This is a genomic window from Streptomyces sp. NBC_00669 (assembly GCF_036226785.1).
In the GTDB taxonomy this organism is placed as follows: Bacteria; Actinomycetota; Actinomycetes; order Streptomycetales; family Streptomycetaceae; genus Actinacidiphila.
Genome location: NZ_CP109018.1, coordinates 6,394,886 through 6,418,487 on the forward strand (window position 1 = coordinate 6,394,886; position 23,602 = coordinate 6,418,487).

General features: G+C 73.1%; 17 protein-coding genes and 2 tRNA genes. 15 read left to right on the forward strand and 4 right to left on the reverse strand.

The window, feature by feature from the left end; all coding sequences use genetic code 11:
• The first annotated feature begins 29 nt into the window (after positions 1-29).
• The 4 genes from OG896_RS27030 (at position 30) to OG896_RS27045 (ending at position 3,340) form a co-directional block, all read left to right on the forward strand.
• Complete coding sequence (locus OG896_RS27030; protein ID WP_329369464.1) at positions 30-1,832, forward strand: LCP family protein; 1,803 nt, start codon at positions 30-32, stop codon at positions 1,830-1,832.
• Positions 1,833-1,947: 115 nt separating this feature from the next.
• Positions 1,948-2,391 carry a ribosome silencing factor gene (gene rsfS, locus OG896_RS27035; protein WP_329369466.1) on the forward strand — a complete coding sequence of 148 codons (444 nt, stop codon included), beginning with the start codon at positions 1,948-1,950 and terminating at the stop codon, positions 2,389-2,391.
• A 142-nt stretch (positions 2,392-2,533) separates the two neighbouring features.
• Positions 2,534-3,154, forward strand: a complete 621-nt coding sequence (locus OG896_RS27040; RefSeq protein ID WP_328474068.1) for a histidine phosphatase family protein — start codon at positions 2,534-2,536, stop codon at positions 3,152-3,154.
• 113 nt (positions 3,155-3,267) lie between these two features.
• A tRNA-Ala gene (locus tag OG896_RS27045) sits at positions 3,268-3,340 on the forward strand.
• A gap of 153 nt (positions 3,341-3,493) precedes the next feature.
• Here OG896_RS27045 and OG896_RS27050 read toward each other — a convergent pair.
• Positions 3,494-4,561 carry a helix-turn-helix transcriptional regulator gene (locus tag OG896_RS27050; protein WP_329369468.1) on the reverse strand — a complete coding sequence of 356 codons (1,068 nt, stop codon included), beginning with the start codon at positions 4,559-4,561 and terminating at the stop codon, positions 3,494-3,496.
• A 102-nt stretch (positions 4,562-4,663) separates the two neighbouring features.
• Here OG896_RS27050 and OG896_RS27055 point away from each other — a divergent pair, with 102 nt between their 5' ends.
• On the forward strand, positions 4,664-6,178 hold the full coding sequence (locus OG896_RS27055; protein ID WP_329369470.1) for an MFS transporter: 1,515 nt from the start codon (positions 4,664-4,666) through the stop codon (positions 6,176-6,178).
• A 61-nt stretch (positions 6,179-6,239) separates the two neighbouring features.
• Here OG896_RS27055 and OG896_RS27060 read toward each other — a convergent pair whose 3' ends face one another.
• Positions 6,240-7,346 (reverse strand): alkene reductase, encoded by a 1,107-nt coding sequence (locus tag OG896_RS27060; protein ID WP_329369472.1) that lies wholly within the window; start codon positions 7,344-7,346, stop codon positions 6,240-6,242.
• Positions 7,347-7,561: 215 nt separating this feature from the next.
• On the opposite strand from OG896_RS27060, the gene OG896_RS27065 reads away from it, so the two are divergent.
• From OG896_RS27065 to OG896_RS27095, 7 genes are all read left to right on the forward strand, one after another.
• A tRNA-Ala gene (locus OG896_RS27065) sits at positions 7,562-7,634 on the forward strand.
• 486 nt (positions 7,635-8,120) lie between these two features.
• Positions 8,121-10,091 (forward strand): S53 family peptidase, encoded by a 1,971-nt coding sequence (locus tag OG896_RS27070; protein WP_329369474.1) that lies wholly within the window; start codon positions 8,121-8,123, stop codon positions 10,089-10,091.
• A 309-nt stretch (positions 10,092-10,400) separates the two neighbouring features.
• On the forward strand, positions 10,401-13,307 hold the full coding sequence (gene leuS, locus OG896_RS27075) for a leucine--tRNA ligase (protein WP_329369476.1): 2,907 nt from the start codon (positions 10,401-10,403) through the stop codon (positions 13,305-13,307).
• 181 nt (positions 13,308-13,488) lie between these two features.
• A complete protein-coding gene (locus OG896_RS27080; protein ID WP_329369478.1) occupies positions 13,489-14,088 on the forward strand; it encodes a hypothetical protein in 600 nt (199 codons plus the stop codon).
• Positions 14,089-14,407: 319 nt separating this feature from the next.
• Complete coding sequence (locus OG896_RS27085; protein ID WP_329369480.1) at positions 14,408-15,277, forward strand: DegV family protein; 870 nt, start codon at positions 14,408-14,410, stop codon at positions 15,275-15,277.
• 226 nt (positions 15,278-15,503) lie between these two features.
• Positions 15,504-16,427 (forward strand): ComEA family DNA-binding protein, encoded by a 924-nt coding sequence (locus OG896_RS27090; RefSeq protein WP_329369482.1) that lies wholly within the window; start codon positions 15,504-15,506, stop codon positions 16,425-16,427.
• A gap of 181 nt (positions 16,428-16,608) precedes the next feature.
• Positions 16,609-19,227 (forward strand): ComEC/Rec2 family competence protein, encoded by a 2,619-nt coding sequence (locus tag OG896_RS27095; RefSeq protein WP_329369484.1) that lies wholly within the window; start codon positions 16,609-16,611, stop codon positions 19,225-19,227.
• An 18-nt stretch (positions 19,228-19,245) separates the two neighbouring features.
• Here the strand turns inward: OG896_RS27095 and OG896_RS27100 are convergent, their stop codons facing one another.
• Complete coding sequence (locus tag OG896_RS27100) at positions 19,246-20,409, reverse strand: epoxide hydrolase family protein (protein WP_329369486.1); 1,164 nt, start codon at positions 20,407-20,409, stop codon at positions 19,246-19,248.
• A gap of 97 nt (positions 20,410-20,506) precedes the next feature.
• On the opposite strand from OG896_RS27100, the gene OG896_RS27105 reads away from it, so the two are divergent.
• From OG896_RS27105 to OG896_RS27115, 3 genes are all read left to right on the forward strand, one after another.
• Positions 20,507-21,106 (forward strand): TetR/AcrR family transcriptional regulator, encoded by a 600-nt coding sequence (locus tag OG896_RS27105; protein WP_329369488.1) that lies wholly within the window; start codon positions 20,507-20,509, stop codon positions 21,104-21,106.
• A 159-nt stretch (positions 21,107-21,265) separates the two neighbouring features.
• The gene (locus OG896_RS27110) at positions 21,266-21,928 is read left to right on the forward strand and encodes a winged helix-turn-helix domain-containing protein (RefSeq protein ID WP_329369490.1); all 663 of its coding nucleotides are present in this window, start codon (positions 21,266-21,268) and stop codon (positions 21,926-21,928) included.
• A gap of 26 nt (positions 21,929-21,954) precedes the next feature.
• Positions 21,955-23,235: an MFS transporter gene (locus tag OG896_RS27115; protein WP_329374311.1), complete on the forward strand. Its 1,281-nt coding sequence runs from the start codon at positions 21,955-21,957 to the stop codon at positions 23,233-23,235.
• An 84-nt stretch (positions 23,236-23,319) separates the two neighbouring features.
• Here OG896_RS27115 and OG896_RS27120 read toward each other — a convergent pair whose 3' ends face one another.
• Positions 23,320-23,577, reverse strand: coding sequence for a hypothetical protein (locus tag OG896_RS27120; RefSeq protein ID WP_329369491.1), 258 nt, complete (start codon positions 23,575-23,577; stop codon positions 23,320-23,322).
• Positions 23,578-23,602: the final 25 nt, after the last annotated feature.

Genomic DNA, 23,602 nt, shown 5'->3' on the forward strand with positions numbered 1-23,602 from the left:
GGCGCACAGCAAACGTGAAGGGGTTCCTCGTGAACGACGCAAACCCCCGCAGGCACTATGCCGAGGGCGGTCCAGACAACGAGAGAGACCCTTACGCGCAGGACCCCTACTACCAGCAGCAGCCTTACGGCTACGACGAGTACGGCCGCCCGCTCACCCAGCCCCCGCCGCCGTACCAGGACCCGTCCTCGACGTACGGCGGCCAGCAGCAGGGCTACGGGGTCCCCCAGCAGGCCCCGCCGCCGTACCAGGAGCAGTACGACACCGGCGCGCACCCGGTCTACCCGCAGCAGGGCTACCAGCCCGGCTACGACCAGGGCTACGGCACCGGGCAGATGCCCGCCTACGGCACCGGACAGCAGCCGGCGTACGACACCGGTCAGCAGCCGGCGTACGACACGGGGCAGCAACCCGCTTACCAGACCGGGCAGATGCCCGTGTACGAGACGGGTCAGCAACCGGCTTATGACACCGGGCAGCAACCGGCCTACCAGGACGAGCAGGCTTCCGCGGCGGCGGAGCAGGCTGCGGAGCAGGCGGAGCGGCAGGCCGCGCAGGACTACCGCACCGAGCAGTTCGCCTTCGTCGACGAGGAGTCGGAGGAGTCCGAAGAGGTCATCGACTGGCTGAAGTTCTCCGAGTCGCGCACCGAGCGCCGCGAGGAGGCCAAACGGCGGGGCCGCAAACGGAAGTTCGGCCTGGTGGTCATACTTGTGCTCGCCCTGCTCGGCGGTGGCGGGTATCTGTGGCAGGCCGGGAAGCTCCCCGGATTCAAGAAGGGCTCCGCGGCGGCGGCCGCGAGCGGCGGCGCCGAGCGGCGCGACGTGATCGTGGTGCACATGCTGCCGGTCAACGGCGGCGCCAGCTCCACCGCGCTGCTGGTGGACAACACGACGAAGAAGCACGGCAACACCGTGCTGATCCCGGGCGACGTGCAACTCACCGATGACGACGGCTCGGTGACCACCCTCGACAAGTCCGTGGCGAACGGTGTCGGGCCCACCCGGGACTCGCTCAACACCCTGCTCGGCACCGACATCAAGGGCAGCTGGCGGCTCGACTCGCCGTATCTGGAGCTGCTGGTCGACTCCCTCGGCGACATCTACGTCAACACCGACACCGAGGTCAAGGGCACCGGCAAGGACAAGGACAAGGTACTCGTGCCCAAGGGCGAGCAGCAGGAACTGAGCGGGGACGCCGCGGTCGCGTACGCCACGTACAAGGCCCCCGGCGAGCCGCAGACCGCCCAGCTCAACCGGTTCGGGCAGGTCATGCAGGCGGTGCTGATGAAGATGCCGAGCGACGCGCCCGACGCGACCAGGACGGTGCAGGCGCTCGCCCAGATCCTCGACCCGTCGCTCACCGACAAGCAGCTCGGTGCCTCGCTCGCCCAGCTCGCCGACCTAGCCAAGACCGGCCAGTACAGCACCTCGATGCTGCCGGTGCAGAAGGACGGCACGCTCAGCGAGGCGGCCACCGACAGCGTGGTGAAGGACGTGCTCGGCGGCAACGTGAAGCAGGCCACCGGGAACTCCGGTCCGGCGAGGGTCGCGATCAAGGACGCCAGCGGCAACGCCAAGTCCGCGGCCATGGCGCAGGCCGCGATCGTCAACGGCGGCACCTACACCTACGTGTCGGGCGGCAAGTCCGCCACGGTGCAGGCGGTGTCCCAGGTGCTCTACACCGACCCGGCCCGGGAGGCCGCGGCCAAGGACGTGGCCGCCACGCTGGGCCTCCAGGCGAGCGCGGTGAAGAAGGGCACGGTTCCGTCGAACGCCGACATCTCGGTGGTCCTCGGCAAGGACTACAAGCCGGCCAACGACGACGGCTGACCGTCCAACCGGGTGGCGCCGCAGGTCAGCGGCGTCGCCCGGTAATGCGGTCGGGGTCTGTCGGAGGGTCGTGAGACCCTGGGGGCGACAGGTTCCCGACCGGAAAGCCGCATCCGTGACCGCCACTGACCGTTCCATCGAGCTGACCCGCGCCGCCGCCCAGGCGGCCGCCGACAAGCTCGCGCACGACATCATCGCCTACGACGTCAGCGATGTGCTCTCCATCACCGATGCCTTCCTGGTCGCCTCCGCGCCCAACGACCGGCAGGTCAAGGCGATCGTCGACGCGATCGAGGAACACCTGCTCAAGGAGCTCGACACCAAGCCGGTGCGGCGCGAGGGCGAGCGGGACGGCCGCTGGGTGCTGCTGGACTACGTCGACATCGTGGTGCATGTACAGCACTCCGAGGAGCGGGTCTTCTACGCCCTGGAGCGGCTGTGGAAGGACTGCCCCGAGATCGCGCTGCCCGAGGACGCGGTGGCCACCCGGGGCAAGGCGGCGGCCCACGCGGCGGCCGCGGAGGAGGCGGCCGACGCCGCCGAGCGCGAGGAGGCGTGAGGGCACGGTGACCGGCAACGAGCGTGCGAGGGGTGCCGAGCGTCCGGAGGGCGCCGAGGGTGCGGCCGGGTCCGATCACGCGGCCGTCCCCGAGGGTGCGGCCGGGTCCGATCACGCGGCCGTCCCCGACCGGCGTCGGCGGATCGTGCTGTGGCGTCACGGGCAGACCGCCTGGAACGTCGAGCAGCGCTTCCAGGGCAGCACCGACATCCCGCTGACCGAGACCGGCGTGGCCCAGGCCCGCCGGTCCGCCCGGCTGCTCGCCGCGCTCGCCCCCGACGCGATCATCTCCTCGGACCTGCGCCGTGCCGCCGACACCGCGGCCGAGCTGGCCGCCCTGACCGACCTGCCGGTGACCCCGTACGAGGGCCTGCGGGAGACCTACGCCGGCGCCTGGCAGGGGCTCACCCACGCGGAGATCCTGGCCCGCTACGGCGAGCAGTACACCGCGTGGAAGCGCGGTGAGCCGGTCCGGCGCGGCGGCGGCGAGCTGGAGACGGAGGTCGCCGACCGTGCCGCGCCGCTGGTGCTCGCCGCCGCCGACAAGCTCGCCGACGGGGGAGTGCTCGTCGTGGTGAGCCACGGCGGCGCCATCCGCACCACCATCGGCCGCCTGCTCGGCCTGGACCCGACGAGCTGGGAGTCGCTGGGCGGACTGTCGAACTGCTGCTGGTCGGTGCTCGGCGAGGGCGCGCGCGGCTGGCGGCTGACCGAGCACAATGCCGGCACCCTGCCGGAACCGGTGCTCGGCGACGACGCGTAGGTCCGGCGCGCAGCGCTCCTTCCCGCTGCTCGGGCGGGCCGTGCGGCCGATTTCGTTTCCGGCCCGTCCACCGGCTATGCTTCTTCACGTCGCCGGGACAACCGGGTCGACGCGGGGCTGTAGCTCAGTTGGTAGAGCGCTTGCATGGCATGCAAGAGGTCCGGGGTTCAATTCCCCGTAGCTCCACAGACGAGAGAGCGGGACCTGTTCGCGGAAGACGCGGGCGGGTCCCGCTCTTTTCTGCCTGCTCGACTCCCCGCGCCCGGCTTCCCCTCGCGTGCGGGGCCGGTCGAACGGCGGGCCGGGGCAGACGGCGGGCTCCGGGACGGCGCGCTCCGGTCAGACGGCGGGGCCGGTCTGCCGGGCGCGCTCGGTGCGTCCGACGCTGTCCGCCAGTGCCGCCGACAGGCGCCGCCCGTGCCGCTCGCAGCCGACGATCGGGTCCCCGATCGCCCGCAGCCGCTCGATCTGCAGCCGGTCCTCCTCCTCGACCGGGGTGTAGACCACGATCCGGTGCTCCGCCATGCCGTCGATGCTCAGCGACAGGGAGGTCAGGTTGATGATGCCGACCTCCGCGTGCCGGAAGACCTTCACCCGGCGGCCCGGCGCCGCCACGTTGCCGCTCGCCCACAGCTGCGCGAAGGTCGCGCTCTCCTTGATCAGCAGCGCGACGAAGTCCTCCCACGCGGACTCGCCGATGTGCCGGGCGTAGCTGCGGCGCAACTGCGCGACCATCCACGGCAGTTCCTCCGCACTGTTCTTGAAGGTCGAGCAGCAGTCGGGGGTCGTGAAGAGCTTGTACAGGACGTTGCGCTCCCAGCGTTCGACGAGCGCGGTCATCGGCCACAGGACGCGGTAGGTGGCGTTGGTGGCCTGCACGTCGTAGCGGGCGTTGTAGACGGCGGCCGGCAGCGGGTTCAGGGAGCCGAGCACGCCGAGCAGTTCCTCGCCGACGATCTCCGCGTCGGAGACCGGTTCGCTGACGAACGGGATGCCGGCAAGACCGTAGAGGTGGTCGCGCTCGGTCACGTCGAGTTGGAGCACGCGGGCCACCGCGTCGAGCACCTGCACGCTGGCGTTGATCGGGCGGCCCTGCTCCAGCCACGTGTACCAGGTGACGCCGACCCCGGCGAGCTGGGCGACCTCCTCGCGGCGCAGGCCGGGGGTGCGGCGGCGCGAGCCCGGCGGCATGCCGACGTCCTCCGGGCTGATCCGGGCCCGGCGGCTGCGCAGGAAGGCGGCGAGCTCGCCGCGGCGCTGGGGTTTCACGCCGCCGACCCGCGCCGGGGGTGCTGCCGCCTGCGCGGGTGCCTGCGCCTGTGCCGGTGTTCGCGCCCGCGGCGGGGTGGCCGCCTGCGCCTGGTGGGCCTGTCGTCGGATGTCCGGCCGAGCTTGCGGCTGTGCCATGCCCCCATCCTGTACGGGCGGCGGTGCCGGTGCCAGGTGGTGCCAGTACCAGGATCGCTGGGCTCTCGTTACTGGTACCGGGCCGGCGCCAGGCTCGTGAACATGAGCAACGACACGCTGGCCGGAGCCACCTCCGCGACCCCCGATCCCCTGTCCACTCCCGCCCCCTCTTCCGTGGCAGCCGCCGTCCCACCCGGTGCCGGAAGTACCGGCCGGGCCGGCCCCCGTCCGGGGCTGCTGCTCGGGACCATCCTCGCCGGGCTGTTCATGGCGCTGCTGGACGTCTTCATCGTCAACGTCGCGGCTCCCACCATCCGTACGGACCTGCACGCCTCGGGCGCGGCCCTGCAACTGGTGATCGCCGGCTACACCATCTCCTACGCGGTGCTGCTGATCACCGGCGCCCGGCTCGGCGACCTGTTCGGGCACCGGCGGCTGTTCATCATCGGGCTGTCGGTGTTCACGACCGCCTCGCTGGCCTGCGGGCTCGCCCAGAACACCGGCGAGCTGATCGGTTTCCGCTTCGTGCAGGGCACCGGGTCCGCGCTGATGATCCCGCAGGTGCTGAGCCTGCTCCAGCTGAACTTCCGCGGTGAGGCGCGCACCCGCGCGATGAGCGTCTACTCGGCCGTGATCTCCTCCGGTGCCGCGCTCGGCCAGTCGCTGGGCGGGGTGCTGGTCAGCGCCGACCTGTTCGGCACCGGCTGGCGGCCGGTGTTCCTGGTGAACGTGCCGATCGGCGTGGCGCTGCTGGTGGTCGCCCCGCGGGTGCTGCCGAAGGACCGGCGGAGCGCGCCGGAGCGGCGGCGCTCGCTCGACATGCCGGGCCTGGTGGCGCTGGGCGCGGCGGTCACCCTCCTCACGGTTCCGCTGGTGCTCGGGCAGGAGGAGGGCTGGCCGGTGTGGGGCTGGATCTGCCTGGCGCTGAGCGTGCTGCTGTTCGCCGCGTTCACCGTGATCGAGTCGCGGCTGACCAGGCGCGGCGGCGCCCCGCTGGTCTCCGGCCGGGTGCTGCGGGCGCCGGGCATGCCGCGGTCGGTCGCGCTGCTGATGCTCTCCATGGCGGTGAACGCGGGCTTCCTGTTCGCGGTGGCGCTGCACCTGCAGACCGGTCTCGGCTACAGCGCGCTGCGCACCGGGCTGACCTTCGCGGTCACCGCCGTGGTCTTCGGCTGCACCAGCCTCTACTGGCGGCTGCTGCCGAGTGCCTGGTGGCACCGGCTGGCCGGCGCCGGCATGGCGCTGGCCGCGATCGCGCTGGCGGTCCTGGGACTCGCCCTGCGCGGTGGCGGCCACGGCGGCGCGGCCTTCTACGTCGGCATGGTGCTGCTGGGCGGCGGTCTCGGCCTGGCCTTCAGCCCGACGTTCGCCCTCGCGCTGTCCAAGGTCGCGCCCGAGGACGCCGCCGACGCCAGCGGGCTGCTCGCCACGGTGACCCAGCTCGGCCAGCTCATCGGCGTGGCCACCTTCGGCACGGTCTTCCTCAACCGGCTCGGTTCCGGCACCGGCGCGCACCACTCCGCCCACGCCTACGCGATCACCTCGGTCGCACTGGTCGCGGTCGCGGTGGTGGGCGCGGTGGTCGCGGTGGCGGCGACGCTCCGCCGCCGGGGCTGAGGGGGGCGGTCCGTACGGGCCCGTTCGGGAGGGCCCGTACCGGCGGCGGCCGACCGTACGCTCACGCCTCCTCGGCCGCGGGCAGCGCCGGGTAGTCGGTGTAGCCGCGGTCGTCGCCGCCGTAGTACGTGGCCCGCTCGGGGGAGTTGTACGGTCCGCCGCGGCGCAGCCGGTGCGGCAGGTCGGGGTTGGCGAGGAAGAGGGCGCCGAAGGCGAGCATGTCGGCGGTGCCGTCCTCGATCAGGGGCAACTGGTCGGGGCCCGAATACCCGTTCTCCGCGCGGGCGTTGAGGATGAACACCCCGGCGAACCGCTTGCGCAGCTCCAGCGTCAGCGCCCGGTCGGGGCTCTCGATCAGGTGCAGGTAGGCCAGGCCGACCGGCTCCACGGCGCGCAGCAGTGCGAGGTAGGTGGCGTCCGGTTCCGGCTCGTCGATGTCGCCGAACGGCTTGCCGGGGGAGATCCGCAGCCCGGTGCGCTCCGGGCCGATCGCGGCGGCCACCGCCCGTACCACCTCCACCGCGAACCGGGTCCGGCGCTGGTCGTCGCCGCCCCAGTGGTCGGTGCGGGTGTTGGAGTTCGGGGCGAGGAACTGGTGCACCAGGTAGCCGTTGGCGCCGTGCACCTCCACCCCGTCGAAGCCGGCGGCCATGGCGTTGCGGGCCGCGGTAGCGTGGTCCTCGACGGTCTGCCAGATGTCGTCCTCGCCCAGCTCGCGCGGCACGACGTACGCCTTCGGCCCGCTCGCGGTGTAGACCGAGCCCTTCGCGGCGACCGCGGACGGCCCCACCGGGTAGAGCCCGTCCGGCAGCAGCGAGGGGTGCCCGATCCGGCCGGTGTGCATGAGCTGGGCGAAGATCCGGCCGCCTGCCGCGTGCACCGCGCCGGTCACCCGGCGCCACGCCGCGATCTGCTCGGCGCTGTGCAGCCCGGGGGTGTCGGGGTAGCCCTGCCCGCCCGGCGACGGCTGGGTGCCCTCGGTCACGATCAGCCCGGCCGAGGCCCGCTGCGCGTAGTACGCGGCGGCCGACTCGGTGGGGCTGAGCCCGGGACCGTACGCCCGGCTGCGGGTCATCGGCGCCATGGCGATCCGGTTGCGCAGGCGTATGCCGCCCAGGTCGATCGGGTCGAACGCGGTGGTCACGGTGGTCTCCAGCCTCTCGTCCACACGGCCGAACCCACCGTAGCCCGCGAACCCTGCACCAATTATTGAGACTTCGTGAACACCGCGACGGGTCCCGTCACCGGGCCCCGCCACCGGCGCGCGGGGCCGCCGTCCGGGAGCCCGCCGCGCCGGCCGGCGCCCCCGTTTATCGATGTGCTTCCCGGCTCCGTCGCCGTGTAAAGTAACTCCAGGTCGCCGGGGTCTCCCGGAGTCCGCGCGGGGCTGTAGCTCAGTTGGTAGAGCGCTTGCATGGCATGCAAGAGGTCCGGGGTTCAATTCCCCGTAGCTCCACAGCGATCATCGACGCCGCACACCACCAGGTGTGCGGCGTTTTCGTTCGGCCACCGGCCACCGGCCACCGGCCACCGGCCACCGGCCACCGGCCACCGGGCGTCAGGCATCAGGCTTCGGCCGTCGGGCTTCGGCCGTCGGGCTCGCCCGTCGACTGCCGCTGCCGCCAACGCCGTTCCGGCCGTAGCATGCCAACTCGGCGCGTTCCGTGCACCGGGTCCGGTGTTTGGCCGGGTGCGCAGCGAGCAACATCAATTCGTCGGGGAGCGGATTCGCCGTGCCCGCAGGACAGTTGGGGCCTGGTGGGCGGCTGTCGCGGCGTCATGTCCGGCCGCCGGTGCGTACCATTCCTTGACCTTCTCTTGGTGAAACCATATCCCTGGCATGAACTGATCAGCGAAAGAGTGTCGCTCTGCGGTGAGCCGCGCACGCATAGCGGCGACGCCGTCTCGGATGCGACAACCATTCGCTGCGTATGGGGGTTTCATGAGATTTGAGCGCAAGAGAACGCGCGCGGCACTCGCGGTGGCGGCGGCGCTGCCGCTGGTCGCCGGTGCCCTCGCGCTGGGCGCCCAGAGCGCCACGGCCGCACAGCCCGCCGGACGCCAGCTCCTGAGCGGTACCAAGCCGCAGTGGGCCACCGCCCACGCGGACAAGGGCGCCACGTCGGACCGCGGCAAGGTGACCGTGCGGGTCTACCTCGCGGGCAAGGACGCAAGCGGCCTCGCCGCCTACGCCAAGGCCGTCTCGGACCCGAACTCCGCCGACTACGCGCACTACTTGACGGCGGCTCAGGCCAAGGCCCGGTTCGGCGCCACCAAGGCGCAGACCGACGCCATCACCGCCTGGCTGACCTCGGCCGGCCTGAAGGTGACCGGCACCAACGCCCACTACCTCACCGTCACCGGTGAAGTGAAGGCCGCCGAGAAGGCGTTCGGCACCCAGCTGCACAACTACACCAAGGCCGGCCACACCTACCGCGCCCCCACCAGCACGGCGTCCGCGCCCGCCGCCCTCAAGGGTGCCGTCCTCACCGTCACCGGCCTGGACAACGCCCCCAAGCGAGCCAGCCACGACGACACGCTGCCTCCCCCCGAGGCCGCCTTCTCCAACGCCGGCCCGTTCTCGACCTACTACGGGTCGAACACCGACAAGAAGCTTCCCTCCGCGTACGGCGGCAAGGCCCCGTACACGATCAAGGGCTACACCGGTGACCAGCTGCGCTCCGCGTACGGCGCCGGCAAGTACACCGGCAAGGGCGTCACCGTCGCGATCACCGACGCGTACGCCTCCCCGAACATCGTCGGCGACAGCGCCAAGCTGGCGAAGGACACCGGCGGCCAGAAGTACCGCAAGGGCCAGCTGACCCAGGTCACCCCCGGCCCCGACGGCTACAACAGCGTCGAGGACTGCGGCGGCTCCAGCTGGTACGGCGAGGAGTCCCTGGACGTCGAGTCCGTGCACGCGGTCGCCCCCGACGCGAACATCGTCTACGTCGGCGCCAAGTCCTGCTACGACGACGACCTGCTCGACGCCCTCAACACGGTCGTCGACGGCCGGCTCGCCACCATCGTGAGCAACTCGTGGGGTGACGTCGAGGCCAACGAGACGCCGGACCTGCAGGCCGCCTACGACCAGACCTTCCAGCAGGGCGTGGTCGAGGGCATCGGCTTCTACTTCTCCTCCGGCGACGACGGCGACAACACCATCGACGGTGCCAAGGACGTCAACACCCCGGCGGACTCCCAGTGGGCCACCTCCGTCGGCGGCACCTCGCTGGCGGTCGGCAAGAACGACAAGTACCTGTGGGAGACCGGCTGGGGCACCGAGCGCGCCCCGCTGTCGGCCGACGGCAAGAGCTGGGACGGCTTCCCCGGTCCGTTCACCTCGGGCGCCGGCGGCGGCACCAGCAAGCTCGTCCAGCAGCCCTTCTACCAGCGCGGTGTCGTCCCCGACTCGCTCGCGCTGGCGAACGGCGGCACCACCAAGATGCGGGTCGAGCCCGACATCGCGGCCGTCGCCGACCCGAACACCGGCTTCCTGGTGGGCGAGACCGAGACCTTCCCGGACGGCACCGCGAAGTACAACGAGTACCGCCTCGGCGGCACCTCGCTGGCCTCCCCGGTCATCGCCGGCGTCCAGGCGCTCGCCGAGCAGGCCCGCGGCGGCGTCCCGATCGGCTTCGCCAACCCGCTGATCTACGACCGGTACGGCACCTCCGCGTACCACGACGTGACCGACCACCCGCTCGGCCAGGGGCAGGGCATAGCCAACGTCCGCGTCGACTACGTGAACAGCGTGGACGCCTCGGACGGCCTGATCACCAGCCTGCGCACCTTCGGCACGGACAGCTCGCTGCACGCCACGGTCGGCTACGACGACGTCACCGGCGTCGGCTCCCCGGCCAAGGGCTACGTCCAGTCGTACAAGCCGGCGAAGAAGACCGGCAAGCACTGACAGCAGATACGGACGACAGGTTCCAGGCCGCCCCGGCACGGCGGCGGGACCGCACCGGCAACCCCGGTGCGCTCTCCCGCCCGGCCGGGGCGGTCCCCGTGCGGGCCCGTCCCCCGCTGCGGTATCCTGACCGCATGCGAGCCGTGAGCCTCCTGCTTAGCCCGCCGCGCTGACCACGAAAGACGTCAGTGCGGCACCCCTCCTGCGCGAGGGGTTTTTTTGTTTCCGCCTCCGGGTCCGCCCGTGGGCTCTCCGGACCGGCTCACCGGCGGCCGCAGCCGTCACGACATCGATGGAGTACCGAGGACGATGAGCGACACCACCCCGGCCGCCGAGACGGCTGCGCCACACCGCTACACGGCCGAGCTGGCCGCGCGGATCGAGAGCCGCTGGCAGGACCACTGGGACGAGCACGGCACCTTCGCCGCCCCCAACCCCAGCGGCGAACTGGACGGGCAGCCCGAGCTGGCCGCCCGGCCGAAGAAGTTCGTCATGGACATGTTCCCGTACCCGTCCGGAGTGGGCCTGCACGTCGGCCACCCGCTGGGCTACATCGCCACCGACGTCTTCGCCCGGCACCAGCGGATGACCGGTCACAACGTCCTGCACACCCTGGGCTTCGACGCGTTCGGCCTGCCCGCGGAGCAGTACGCCGTGCAGACCGGCACCCACCCGCGGGTCAGCACCGAGGCCAACATGGCCAACATGAAGGCGCAGTTGCGCCGGCTGGGCCTGGGCCACGACCGCCGCCGCTCGTTCGCCACCATCGACCCGGAGTACTACCGCTGGACCCAGTGGATCTTCCTGCAGATCTACAACTCCTGGTACGACCCCGACGCCGACCGGGCCCGCCCGATCGACACGCTGATCGCCCAGTTCGAGGACGGCAGCCGCCAGGTGCCCGGCCGCGCCCCCTGGTCCGAACTGACCGGCCCCGAGCGCGCCGACGTGCTGAGCGGCTACCGGCTGGCCTACGTCGCCCAGTCGCCGGTCAACTGGTGCCCCGGCCTGGGCACGGTGCTGTCCAACGAGGAGGTCACCGCCGACGGCCGCTCCGAGCGCGGCAACTTCCCCGTCTTCAAGGCGAACCTGCGCCAGTGGATGATGCGGATCACCGCGTACGCGGACCGGCTGGCGGCCGACCTGGACGCGGTGGACTGGCCCGAGGCGATCAAGTTGCAGCAGCGCAACTGGATCGGGCGCAGCGAGGGCGCCCGGGTGGACTTCGCGGTGCCCGGCGCGGACCGCCCGATCACCGTCTTCACCACCCGCCCGGACACCCTGTTCGGCGCCACCTACATGGTGCTGGCCCCCGAGCACGAACTGGTCGACCCGATCGTGCCCGCCGCCTGGCCGGCCGGCACCCACGCCGTGTGGACCGGCGGCCACGCCACCCCCGCCGACGCCGTCGCCGCCTACCGCAAGCAGGCCGCCTCGAAGTCCGACGTCGAGCGGCAGGCCGAGGCCAAGGAGAAGACCGGTGTCTTCACCGGCGCGTTCGCGGTCAACCCGGTCAGCGGCGAGCAGGTCCCCGTCTTCATCGCCGACTACGTCCTGATGGGCTACGGCACCGGCGCGATCATGGCCGTGCCCGCCCACGACAGCCGCGACTTCGCGTTCGCCCGGGCCTTCGAGCTGCCGATGCGCTGCGTCGTCGCGCCCAGCGACGGCCGCGGCACCGACCCGGCCACGTGGGAGGACGCGTTCGCCTCCTACGACGCGAAGCTGGTCAACTCCACGAGTGAGTCCCTGAGCCTGGACGGGCTGGGCGTGGTCGACGCCAAGGCCGCGATCACCGCCTGGCTGACCGAGCGCGGCGTCGGCGAGGGCACCGTCAACTACCGCCTGCGCGACTGGCTGTTCAGTCGCCAGCGGTACTGGGGCGAGCCGTTCCCGATCGTCTACGACGAGGAGGGCACCGCACACGCCGTACCCGACTCGATGCTGCCCGTCGAACTGCCCGAGGTCGACGACTACAGCCCGCGCACCTTCGACCCCGACGACGCCGACACCTCCCCGGAGCCCCCGCTGGCCCGCAACGAGGAGTGGGTCACCGTCGAGTTGGACCTGGGCGACGGCAACGGCACGCGCACCTACCGCCGCGAGACCAACACCATGCCCAACTGGGCCGGCTCCTGCTGGTACGAACTGCGCTACCTGGACCCGCACAACAGCGACAAGCTGGTCTCCGCCGAGGCCGAGTCGTACTGGATGGGCCCGCGCGAGGGCCAGCCGGCCGGCGGCGTCGACCTGTACGTCGGCGGCGCCGAACACGCCGTACTGCACCTGCTGTACGCCCGCTTCTGGCACAAGGTGCTGTACGACCTGGGGCACATCTCGTCCTTCGAGCCGTTCCACAAGCTGTACAACCAGGGCATGATCCAGGCGTTCGTCTACCGCGACGCGCGCGGCATCGCGGTGCCCGCGGCCGAGGTGGTGGGGTCCCCCATGCCGGAAGGCCAGGGGAGGGACGGCGTCTACTTCCACGACGGCGAGCCGGTCTCCCGGCTGCTGGGCAAGATGGGCAAGTCGCTGAAGAACGCGGTCACGCCCGACGAGATCTGCGCGGAGTACGGCGCCGACACCCTGCGGCTGTACGAGATGGCGATGGGCCCGCTGGACGTCTCCCGGCCCTGGGACACCCGGGCCGTCGTCGGGCAGTACCGCCTGCTGCAGCGCATGTGGCGCAACGTCGTGGACGAGGCCACCGGCGAGGTCACCGTCGTGGACGCCGAAGCCGACGAGGCGACGCTGCGCGCCCTGCACAAGGCGATCGACGGCGTCTCCACCGACATGGCCAACCTGCGCTTCAACACGGCCATCGCCAAGATCACCGAGCTGAACAACACGCTGACCCGCACGTCGGGCGCGTCCGGCGGGGTGCCGCGCTCCGTGGCCGAGTCGCTGGTGCTGCTGATCGCGCCGCTGGCGCCGCACTTCGCCGAGGAGCTGTGGGCCAAGCTGGGGCACACGCACTCGCTGGCCCACGAGCCGTTCCCGGTCGCCGACCCCGCGCTGGTCCAGGACGAGGCCGTGACCTGCGTCGTCCAGGTCAAGGGCAAGGTCAAGGCCCGCCTGGAGGTGCCGCCGGCCATCACCGACGCGGACCTGGAGGCCCTGGCGCTGGCCGCTCCCGCGGTCGTCGAGGCCGTCGGCGGGGCGACGGTGCGGAAGGTGATCGTCCGCGCGCCGAAGCTGGTCAACATCGTGGTGTGAGGGTGTGAGGGTGTGAGGGCGCTGGGGCGCGAGGGCGTGCGGGTCCTCGGGGACCCTCGGGACCCTTAGGGGAGGGGCCGGAGCAGGTTGGGGGATCGCTCCGGCCCCTCCGCCCGTCCCCAGGCATTACCGTGGAAGCAGGCCCGAACGGGCCGGTGGCCCGCGATCGGAGGCGCTGTCCGTGGAGACCGTCGGCATCATCCTGCTGCTGTTCTTCCTGATCTTCGCGACGCTTGCCACCGTGGCGATCGTGCGGACGACCCGCGCCGTGAAGCGGGGAGTCGAGCGGCGTACGGCCAAGGCGCGGCGGATCGTCGAGGACCAGCGGCTGCGGGCCCGCCGCTTCGCCCAGCCCGGCGACATCGGCGCGCTCACCCAGCTCCGGCTGGACCTGCGCTCCTCCATCGACAGCACCTTCGAGGCCATGGCACACGCGTCGCTGCCCGAGGCGGCCGCCCTCCTCGACCGTCTCAACGACCACGCCCGCACCCTCGACGCCGAGCTGAAGCTGCTCGAACGCGAACCCGACAAGTCCAGGGTCTCCGCGCAGCTCCCCGCGCTCACCGAACGTGCCCACCGCATCACCCACTCCGCCGACGCGCTGCGCTGGGCGGCCCAGGACCGCGTCCACCACTCCACCGGCGACGACCTCGCGTCCCTCACCCGCGAGATCGACATCGAAGCGACGGCGCTCCGCCACTGGGAGCCGCTCCAGAGCGGCGACGACCGCGACCGCGAGCGCGCCCGGGAACTTCGCAACCAGCCTCCGAGCGCCGGCTGAGCCGGTCCGCGCAGCGGCGCACCCGGGCGCGTACCGGAACGGTCGCGGCGGGTGGCCGGGTCCGGGGCCGTGGGGATCGGGCGGGCAACGCACGTCGGCGGCGCACCCGGGCGCGTACCGGAACCCTCGCGGCGGGTGGCCGGGTCCGGGGCCGTGGGGATCGGGCGGGCAACGCACGTCGGCGGCGCACCCGGGCGCGTACCGGTACCGTCGCGGCGGGAAGCCGCACCGCTGACCGTCGCGCTGGGAAGCCGCACCGCGCCCTGAACCCCCAGGTCCCGACGTGCCACCCCGCACCCCACCCCGGTAACCTCCGGACATGCCCCCGCACGTCTCCATCGTCACGGACTCGACGGCCTACCTGAGCCCGCAAGCCCTCACCCGGCACGCCATAAGCCTGGTCCCCCTCACCGTGGTGATCGACGACGAAGCCTTCGTGGAGGGCGCGGAAATCTCCGCACCGGCCGTGGCCCGCGCACTCCAGCGCCGCCGCCCGGTCACGACCTCCCGCCCGAGCCCCGCCGAGTTCACCGCGGCCTACGAGGCCGCCGCCGCGTCGGGCGCGAAGGCGATCGTCTCGCTCCACCTGTCCGCCGACTTCTCGGGGACGTACGACGCCGCCACCGTCGCCGCGAAGGAGGCACCCGTCCCGGTGCGCGTCGTGGACACCGGCATGGTCGCGATGGCGCTGGGCTTCACCGTGCTCGCGGCGGCGGAGGCCGCGGAGGCGGGCGGCACCGCTGACGACGTGGTGGCGGCCGCGGAACGCCGGGCCGCCGCCACCTCCGCCTTCTTCTACGTCGACACGCTCGACTACCTGCGCCGGGGCGGCCGGATCGGCGCGGCGCAGGCCCTCTTCGGTTCCGCGCTCGCGGTGAAGCCGCTGCTGCGGCTCGCGGACGGGCGGATCGAACTGCTGGAGAAGGTGCGCACCGCGTCCAAGGCGGTCACCCGGCTCGAGGAGATCGTGGTGGAGTGCGCGGGGGCCGCCGTCGACGGCGGGGCGGGTTCCGGACGGGTGGACCTCGCGGTGCACCACCTCGCGGCGGCCGACCGCGCCGCGGCCCTCGCGGAGCGGCTGCGGCCGCGGGTGCCGGGGCTGGGGGAGTTGGTGGTGAGCGAGGTCGGCGCGGTGATCGGGGCGCATGCGGGGCCGGGGCTGCTCGGGGTCGTGGTGTCGCCGCGCTGACGGTGGCGGGTGGGGCGGGGGGCGATGAGGCCGGGGGCACGGTGGGGCCGAGGCTGGTGGGGCCGGGGGGCCGGTGGGGCCTGGGCCGGGGCGCGGTGGGGCCGAGGGCGTCCTCGGGCGCGGTCGGGTCACCCACACGAGTGGCGAAGTTATCCACATCCGGCGGGTTGTCCACAGATCCTGAGCAAGATCGTTCCGGGGGTCGGTGCCGGGCCAGCATCGAGTCATGGACCTTTTGGACTCGTTGGACGCGCTGAAATCGCTGGACCGGCCCGAACCGCCGCTGAGTTCGGGCGGGCGTGACCGTGCGGGCGGGCAGGCACACGGGGGCGGCCGTGACCGAGGCAGCGGCCGCGACCGTGCGGGAAGCGCCGCGGCGGCCCGCGACCGCACCGCGGCGATCTTCGGCACGGCGCGCGAGGGGCCGCCGGGCGGGGAGCCTCCGGCCGAGCCGTCGCTCGGCCCGCCGGTCGCGGGCGCGCCCGTCTTCGGCACGGGACCGCTCGGGCGGATGCGGACATGGCTGTTCGTGCGGTGCGGGCTCGAACTGAAAACGGTGCTGGCGCTCGCCGTCGTCCTCACCGTCGCCGCCGGGCTCGCCCTCCAGCACTACTGGGCGGGCCGCCCTCGTACCGTCCACGTTCCGCCCCCGCCGACTCCGCTCGCGGCGGCCCCGCCGTCCTCCTCGCCCGCGCCTCCGCCCCAGCTCACCGTCGACATCGCGGGCAAGGTCGCCAAGCCCGGCGTGCGCCGGCTCCCCAAGGGCGCCCGCGTCACCGACGCCCTCACCGCGGCGGGCGGCCCCCTGCCCGGCGCCGACACCACCGCCCTGAACCTCGCCCGGCCGGTCACCGACGGCGAGCAGATCCTCGTGGGCATCACCCCACCACCGTCCGCCGCGGGCGCCGCAGCCGATGCTTCCACTGGCGGCGGCTCCACCTCCGGTGGTCCGCCTGACTCCCCGCTCCACCTCAACACCGCCACCGAGCCCCAACTCGACGCGCTGCCCGGCGTCGGCCCGGTCACCGCCCAGCGCATCCTCGCCTACCGCACCCAGCACGGTTCCTTCACCTCGGCCCAGCAGCTCCGGCAGATCCCCGGCATCGGACCGCGCAAGCTCGCCACGCTCCAACCCCTGGTCGCGCCGTGACCCGCGTCCGCCCGCCGGGCCGGGCGAGCCTGGCGGGGTGGCCCGACACCCGGACGACGTCCGCCGCTCCGGCAGTTCCTCGGCGATCGCCCGGCTTCCGCTGCCCGCGCGGCGCGGTGCGGCCTCGTACGGAGGCGGTGCGCGGCGGCGCCGGTCCGGTTCAGGCCGGCGGGGGTGGCCGATGACCGGGGCGACGTGGTGGCCGAGCGGTGGTCCGACCGAAGGGACAGCCGAAGGTCCGGCCGGGCGGCCGACGGGTGCGCAGCGGGCCGCGGTTCACGCGGGCGCGGCCTCACGGCTCGGTGCGGCCAACCCGCGGCAGGAGGGTCCCCCGGACCTGCGCCTGGTCGGGCCCGCGCTGGCCGCGTGGGCAGCCGCGGCGGCGGCGCCGGCGGTGGGCGCGGGCACCGCGATCGCGGGGCTGGCGGCGCTGATCGCCTTGTCCGCGGCGGTCGTTGCCGCACCGTCCGTGGCGTCCGCACCGCCCGTCGCGGCCGTGGCGGCGGCCCTCCGCGGTGGCCCAGGGCGTCGCGGTCGCGGGCCCGCGCGATGTCGGACGGGTCCGACGGGTCTGCTGCCGGCGGCGATCGCGATGATGCTGTGCGGCGCGGTCGCGGCGATGGCCGCCGCCCTGGAGGACGCCGACCTGACCCGGGGGCCGGTGCCGTCGCTCGCGCGTCACCGCGCCGGGGCGGAGGTGGCGGTGCGGGTGACGGGCGACCCGTTCGCCGCGGAGGCGGGGGCGCCGCATCCGGTGGTGGTCGTACCGGCCACCGTCGAGCGCGTCGGCCCGACCCGGCTGCGTACCCCGGTGGTCGTGATGGCCACGGGCGCGGCGGACGACTGGCTGCGGCTGGTCCCCTCCACCCGGCTGACCGCCACGGCGCGGTTCGCGCCGGACGAGAGGGGGCAGACCGCCGCCGTGCTCCGGGTGCGGGGCGTGCCGCGGATCACCGGCCCGCCGACGCGTGTGCAGCGCCTGGCCGCGCGGCTGCGCGGGGGACTGCGGAAGGCCGCCGCGCCGCTGCCGGCGGACGTCCGCGGACTGCTACCCGGCCTGGTGGTGGGGGACACGGCGGGGTTGCCGGAGGATCTGAAGGAGGCGTTCAAGGCCACGGACCTCGCGCACCTGACCGCGGTGTCCGGCGCGAACCTGACGATCGTGCTGATCCTCCTGATCGGCCCGCCCGGCCTGGCCACGCGGTCGGAGCGGCGCGGCCTGGCGGCCCGGCTCGGGTTGCCGCTGCGCTGGACCGCGGTGCTCGGTGCCGCGCTCACCGCCGCCTTCGTGCTGGTCTGCCGGCCGAGCCCGAGCGTGCTGCGGGCGGCGGTGTGCGGCCTGATCACGTTGCTCGCGATCGGTACCGGCCGGCGCCGTTCGCTGCTCCCGGCACTGGCCGGGGCGGTGCTGCTCCTGGTGCTGTACGAACCGGAGTTGGCCCGCTCGTTCGGGTTCGCGCTGTCCGTGCTGGCCACGGGTTCGCTGCTGACGCTGGCACCGCGCTGGGGCGCGGCACTGCACCGGCACGGGCTGCGGCCGCGACTGGCGGAGGCCCTGGCCGCGGCGGCGGCCGCGCAGGCGGCGTGCGGTCCGGTGATCGTGCTGCTGTCGGCCCGGCTGAGCCTGGTCGCGGTGCCGTGCAACCTGCTGGCCGAGCCGGCCGTCGGCCCCGCCACGGTGCTGGGGTTCGGCGCGCTGGCCGTGGCCCCGCTCGCGCCGTCGGGGGCCCGGGTGCTGGCGTGGCTGGCCGGCTGGCCCACGCGGTGGATCGTGTCCGTGGCCCGGCACGGCGCCGCGCTGCCGGGCGCGGAGCTCGCCTGGCCGGGCGGCTGGCCGGGAGCGGCCCTGCTCGCGGTGGTCACGGCCGCGGCGGTGGTCTGCGGACGGAGCCTGCTCCGCCGCCCGTGGCTGTGCGCGGGCGCCGCGATCGCCCTGCTGCTCGCGCTGGTGCGGCCGGTGCCGTTGCCCCGGGTGATGGCCGCGTGGCCGCCGGGGGACTGGCGGTTCGCGATGTGCGACGTCGGCCAGGGCGACGCGCTGGCGCTCTCCACCGGCCCGGGTGCCGCGGTCGTGGTGGACACCGGCCCGGACCCGACCTCGGTCGACCGCTGCCTGCGCGACCTGCGGGTGACGTCGATCCCGCTGCTGATCCTGACCCACTTCCACGCCGACCACGTCGACGGGCTGCCCGGAGCGCTGCGCGGGCGCCGGGTGGGCGCGATCGAGACGACCCTGCTGGACGATCCGCCCGGCCAGGCCGCGCGGGTGCGGCGGCAGGCCGCGGCGGCCGGGGTGCCGTTGCTGCGGGTGGTTCCGGGGGAGGAGCGCGCGGTCGGCCCGCTGTCCTGGCGCACGCTGTGGCCCGCGCCGGGTCCGGCCGGGCTGCCCGCCGCCGAACTGCCGGCCGGCGAGCCCAACGACACGAGCATCGCGCTGCTGGTCCACGACGCGGGCCTGACACTGCTGCTGATGGGCGATCTGGAGCCCGATGTGCAGGCTCAGGTGCTGGCGGAGCGGCCTGGGTTGCCGCGCGTGGACGTGTTGAAGGTCGCGCACCACGGCTCGGCCTACCAGGACCCGGCGCTGCTCGCCCGCGCACGTCCCCGCCTCGCCCTGATCAGCGTGGGCGCGGGCAACTCCTACGGCCATCCCGCACCTCGTACGGTCACGGCGCTGCGCACGCTCGGCGCCGTCGTCCTGCGCACCGACCTGGACGGGCCGATCGCGGTGAGCGGGGCCACCCCGGCCGACCTGCGCACGTCGTTCGTCCCCCACCACGCCGCCCCGCTGAGAGGGTGAGTCGCGGGTGGCAGCGCGTCAGGAACGAAGGGTGCGCAGGCCGGTGCGGATTTCGCCGACCAGGATCTCGGGCTGTTCCAGGGCCGCGAAGTGCCCGCCCTTGTCGGCCTCGCCGTAGTGGATCAGATTGCTGTAGGTGTCCTCGATCCAGCTTCGTGGCAGGCGCGGGATGTCCTTCGGGAAGACGGTCACCGCGACCGGAAGTGCCAGCTTCGGACCGGCGAGGGTGGCCGATCTGTTCTCCCAGTAGATGCGGCCGGAGGACGCCGCGCTGTTGGTGAACCAGTAGAGGGATATCGCGTCGAGCATGTCGTCCATGCTGAGGGTGTCCTCGGCGAGCCCGTGGTTGTCGGTCTTGGACTGGAACTTCTCGTAGATCCAGGCCGCCTGACCGGCGGGAGAGTCCGCCAGGGCGAATCCGACGGTTTCCGGCTTCGTGCCCTGGAGGTGGTTCGACCCGCCGAGTTCGCCGGTGTAGCGGGCGAGGGTCTCCACGGCGTAGCGCTCTTCGGGCGACAGGGTGTCGGGTATCTGCGCGGGAAAGGCGTACTGGGTGTTCAGATGGATTCCGAGCAGCCCCTCAGGTTGCATGGCCCCGAGGGCGGTGGTGACGACGGCGCCCCAATCGCCGCCCTGTGCGGCCCATCGTGTGTAGCCGAGCCGCTTCATCAGCTCCACCCACGCGCTCGCGACGCGCGAAACCGTCCACCCGGTCTCCGTGGGCTTCTGGGAGAACCCGAACCCGGGGAGCGACGGGATGACGACGTCGAACGAGTCGGCGGCGTCTCCTCCGAACGAAACCGGATCGGTCAGCGGGCCGATCAGCTTCAGGAACTCGACGATCGAGCCAGGCCATCCGTGCGTGAGGATCAGCGGCATCGCGTGGGGGTTCTTGGACCTGACGTGGATGAAGTGGATGTCCAGCCCATCGATCTCCGTCAGGTACTGGGGGAAGCGATTGAGCTCGGACTCGAAGCGCCGCCAGTCGTAGCCGCGCTCCCAGTATTCGACCAGGGATCTGGCGTTCTCCACGCGGACCCCTTGTGACCAGTCGCCCACCGTTTCCGGGTCCGGCCATCGAGTTCTGGCCAGTCGCTGCTTCACGTCGTCGATCTCCGCATCCGGGATCGAGACGGTGAACGGGCGGACGAGGGTCGAGGTCGGCGGCGTCGGTGCGGTCATTGCTCTCTTCTCCTGAGCTTCGAAGCACAGCGCAACTCTTCATTGCACACTGGTGTGCAGCCTACGTCATTGCACACTGGTGTGCAACAATGGTGCCGTGCCCACCGAGTCCTCCCGTGCGCGTTCGATGAACGAGACGCGCGATCGCATCCTCGACGTCGCCCTCGATGTGCTGGGAGAGGACCCGGACGCCGGAATGGGCGACATCGCCGCCGCCGCCGGCGTCGTCCGCCGCACGGTCTACGGCCATTTCCCCTCGCGCCTCGACCTGGTGCGGACACTCACGGAGCGGGCCGTCGCCGAGATGACGGCCGTGCTCGCCGACGTCAACGCATCCGACGCGGAAGCGGACGCGATGTGGGTCGAGTTCATCGCCCGCGTCTGGCCGGTGGCGCACCGGTACCGAGTGCTGCTGGCGCTGCGCCGTGGCGAGTACGGCGAGGCGATCCACGGCCTGCTCGGGCCGGTCGACGCGCTCCTCGCCGACCTCGTGAAACGGGGCCAGGACGGCGACGTGTTCGCAGAGCACCTGCCGGCGGGCATTCTGAGCCAGGTCGCCTACGGCGTCGTGTTCGCCATCGCGGACAGCGACGTGTCGAACGGGACCGCCGGCGCCCGGGCGGCGACGATCACGAGCCTGCTGATGCTGGGAGTTCCCGAGGCGCGCGCGATCGCTCTCGTGGGTGACCGTCTCTGACCGTTCCTGACCTGCTCTTGGACCTGAACGCTGTAGGGCCAAGCCGGTGCTGGACCTCACCGCATGCCGCGCCCCGCCCGGGCTTCCTGCGCCGACCCTGGAGAACCCTTGAGCAAGGAACCCTTGTAAGCACTTCTTTCTAAAGATATCTTTATATGCATGATGGAGAAGCCGGCACAGTCCTCGGTCCAGCTCACCGACCCCCGAGCGCTGCGGGCGTACGCGCATCCGACCCGGATGGCGCTGTCCGGGCTGCTCAGGCGGGAAGGACCGCTCACGGCGACCAGGGCGGCGCAACTGACCGGGGAGTCCGTCGCGAGCTGCTCGTACCACCTGCGGGTCCTGGCCAAGTACGGACTCGTCGAGGAGGCCGACCCGGAGGGGCCGGGGCGGGAGAAGCCGTGGCGGGCCACGGCGCAGTTCACGGACTGGCCCGGGTACTCGGAGGACCCCGCGGTCGCGGCGGCGGCCGAGGCACTGACCGCGGCCGTCGCGGAGAACTACTTCCACCGCATGGCGCGGGCGCAGGACGCGCGCCGGGAGCTGCCGCGTGCGTGGCAGGAGGCGGAGGTGTTCACGGACACCACGCTCTACCTGACCGCGGAGGAGCTGAGCGCGCTGGGGAAGCGGATGACCGGGCTGCTCGCCGAGTTCGCCGACCGAGGCGCCGACCCGGCGCTCCGCCCGGAGGGCGCCCGCCGGGTGCCCTGGCTCCAGATCGCCTTCGTGGAGCCCGAACCCGCCGACCCCGCCGACCCTGCCGACCCCGCCGGCCCCACCGACGGTGCCGGCGCCGGGACGGAGAGCGGGGAGCGGTCGTGAAGGGCGGCGGCGCGCTGCGGCGCGGGATGGCGGCCCGGGTACCGGAGCTGCTGGGGGAGCGGGCCTTCCGGCGGTACTGGACCGGGCAGACGGTCTCGCTCTTCGGGGACCAGGTGACCTTCCTCGCGGTGCCGCTCGCCGCCGTGCTGGTGCTGCACGTGGACGCCGCCGAGATGGGCTGGCTGTCGATGGCCGGGCTGCTGCCCGCGCTGCTGTTCTCGCTGACCGCGGGTGCCTGGGTCGACCGCAGGGGGCGGCGCCGTCAGGTGATGATCGCCGCCGACCTCGGCCGGGCCGCGCTGATGGCCTCGCTCCCGCTCGCCTACGCCCTCGGCCACCTCTCCCTGCCGCAGATGTACGCGGTGGTCTTCCTGGTCGGCACGCTGTCGGTGGTCTTCGACGTCTGCAACGCCGCGCTGTTCGTCTCGCTGGTCGAACCGGAGGAGTACGTCCAGGGCAGCACGCTGGTCAACGGCAGCAGGGCGTTCTCGTTCGTCGCCGGGCCGAGCGTCGGCGGGCTGCTGGTGCAGGTGCTCGCGGCGCCGCTGGCGCTGTTCGTGGACGCGCTGTCGTACGTGTGCTCGGCCGGCCTGCTGGCCCGTATCGCCCCTGTCGAGCCGCCGCCCGCCGCACCGCGCAAGGGCCACTTCTCGGCCGGGCTGCGGTTCATCGCCCGCTCCCGGGCCATGCGCGCGCTGGTGGCGGGCGCGGCCACGGTGAACTTCTTCAACTTCGTCTTCCACGCGCTGATGGTGCTCTACGCGGTCGACCAACTCGGCTTGAGCGCGGGCACGTTGGGCGTGGTGCTCGGTGCGGGGGCGGTCGGCGGGCTGCTGGGGGCGTTCGTGACCGGGCGGGTGGTGCGGCGGATCGGCATCGGCCCGACGGTGCTGCTCGGCTTCGTCGGGTTCCCCGCGCCGCTGGTGCTGGTGCCGCTGGCGGGCGGGCCGCGGCTGCTGGTCCTGGCCGCGCTGTTCGGCGCCGAGTTCCTGTCCGGCGTCGGGCTGATGCTGCTGGACATCGGCAGCGGGTCGTTCCAGGCCGCGCTCGTACCCGACGCGCTGAGGTCGCGGGTCAGCGGCGCGTTCCGGATGGTCAACTACGGGGTGCGGCCGCTGGGAGCACTGGCCGGCGGCCTGCTCGGCAGCACCCTGGGACTGCGGCCGACCCTGTGGGTGGCGACCGTCGGGGGTGTCCTGGGCGCCCTGTGGCTGCTGCCGTCGCCGATACCGCGGATGCGCGCACTGCCGGAGAAGGCCGAGGACCCGGAGGCCGACGCCGGCCTGCCGACCGCCGCCGCGGCGTGAGCCGATCGGCCGCCCGACCCGCGCCCGGCCGCTCTCCGCTCTCCCCGCCGCGCCCGGCCGCCCTCCGCCGCCCGCTCTCCCCGCCTACAGCTCCTCGCGGTCCTCTTCCAGCCAGCCGCCCAGCCGCCCGGCCATCTCGTCGAGTGCCGCCGGGTCGAGGAGGTCGTCGTCGTCCTCGACGACCACCAGCCACTGGGCGTCCTCGGCGTCGTCCTCGCCGGCGAGGGCGTCGCGCAGGACGCGTGGCTCGCCGGGCAGGTCGAAGCGGTCGGAGAGGAGTTCGGCGACCTCCTCGGCCGCGTCGCGTTCGGGCAGCACCAGGACATGTCGTACGTCGCTCACCCCGGCATTGTGCCCGAGCGTCCGC

Coding starts and splice junctions, on each gene's coding strand:
- OG896_RS27050 (WP_329369468.1), bottom strand. CDS start 4,561: ATGGCACAGCCGCAAGCTCGGCCGGACATCCGACGACAGGCCCACCAG.
- OG896_RS27055 (WP_329369470.1), top strand. CDS start 4,664: ATGAGCAACGACACGCTGGCCGGAGCCACCTCCGCGACCCCCGATCCC.
- OG896_RS27070 (WP_329369474.1), top strand. CDS start 8,121: ATGAGATTTGAGCGCAAGAGAACGCGCGCGGCACTCGCGGTGGCGGCG.
- leuS (WP_329369476.1), top strand. CDS start 10,401: ATGAGCGACACCACCCCGGCCGCCGAGACGGCTGCGCCACACCGCTAC.
- OG896_RS27085 (WP_329369480.1), top strand. CDS start 14,408: ATGCCCCCGCACGTCTCCATCGTCACGGACTCGACGGCCTACCTGAGC.
- OG896_RS27090 (WP_329369482.1), top strand. CDS start 15,504: ATGGACCTTTTGGACTCGTTGGACGCGCTGAAATCGCTGGACCGGCCC.
- OG896_RS27095 (WP_329369484.1), top strand. CDS start 16,609: ATGACCGGGGCGACGTGGTGGCCGAGCGGTGGTCCGACCGAAGGGACA.
- OG896_RS27100 (WP_329369486.1), bottom strand. CDS start 20,409: ATGACCGCACCGACGCCGCCGACCTCGACCCTCGTCCGCCCGTTCACC.
- OG896_RS27110 (WP_329369490.1), top strand. CDS start 21,266: ATGATGGAGAAGCCGGCACAGTCCTCGGTCCAGCTCACCGACCCCCGA.
- OG896_RS27115 (WP_329374311.1), top strand. CDS start 21,955: ATGGCGGCCCGGGTACCGGAGCTGCTGGGGGAGCGGGCCTTCCGGCGG.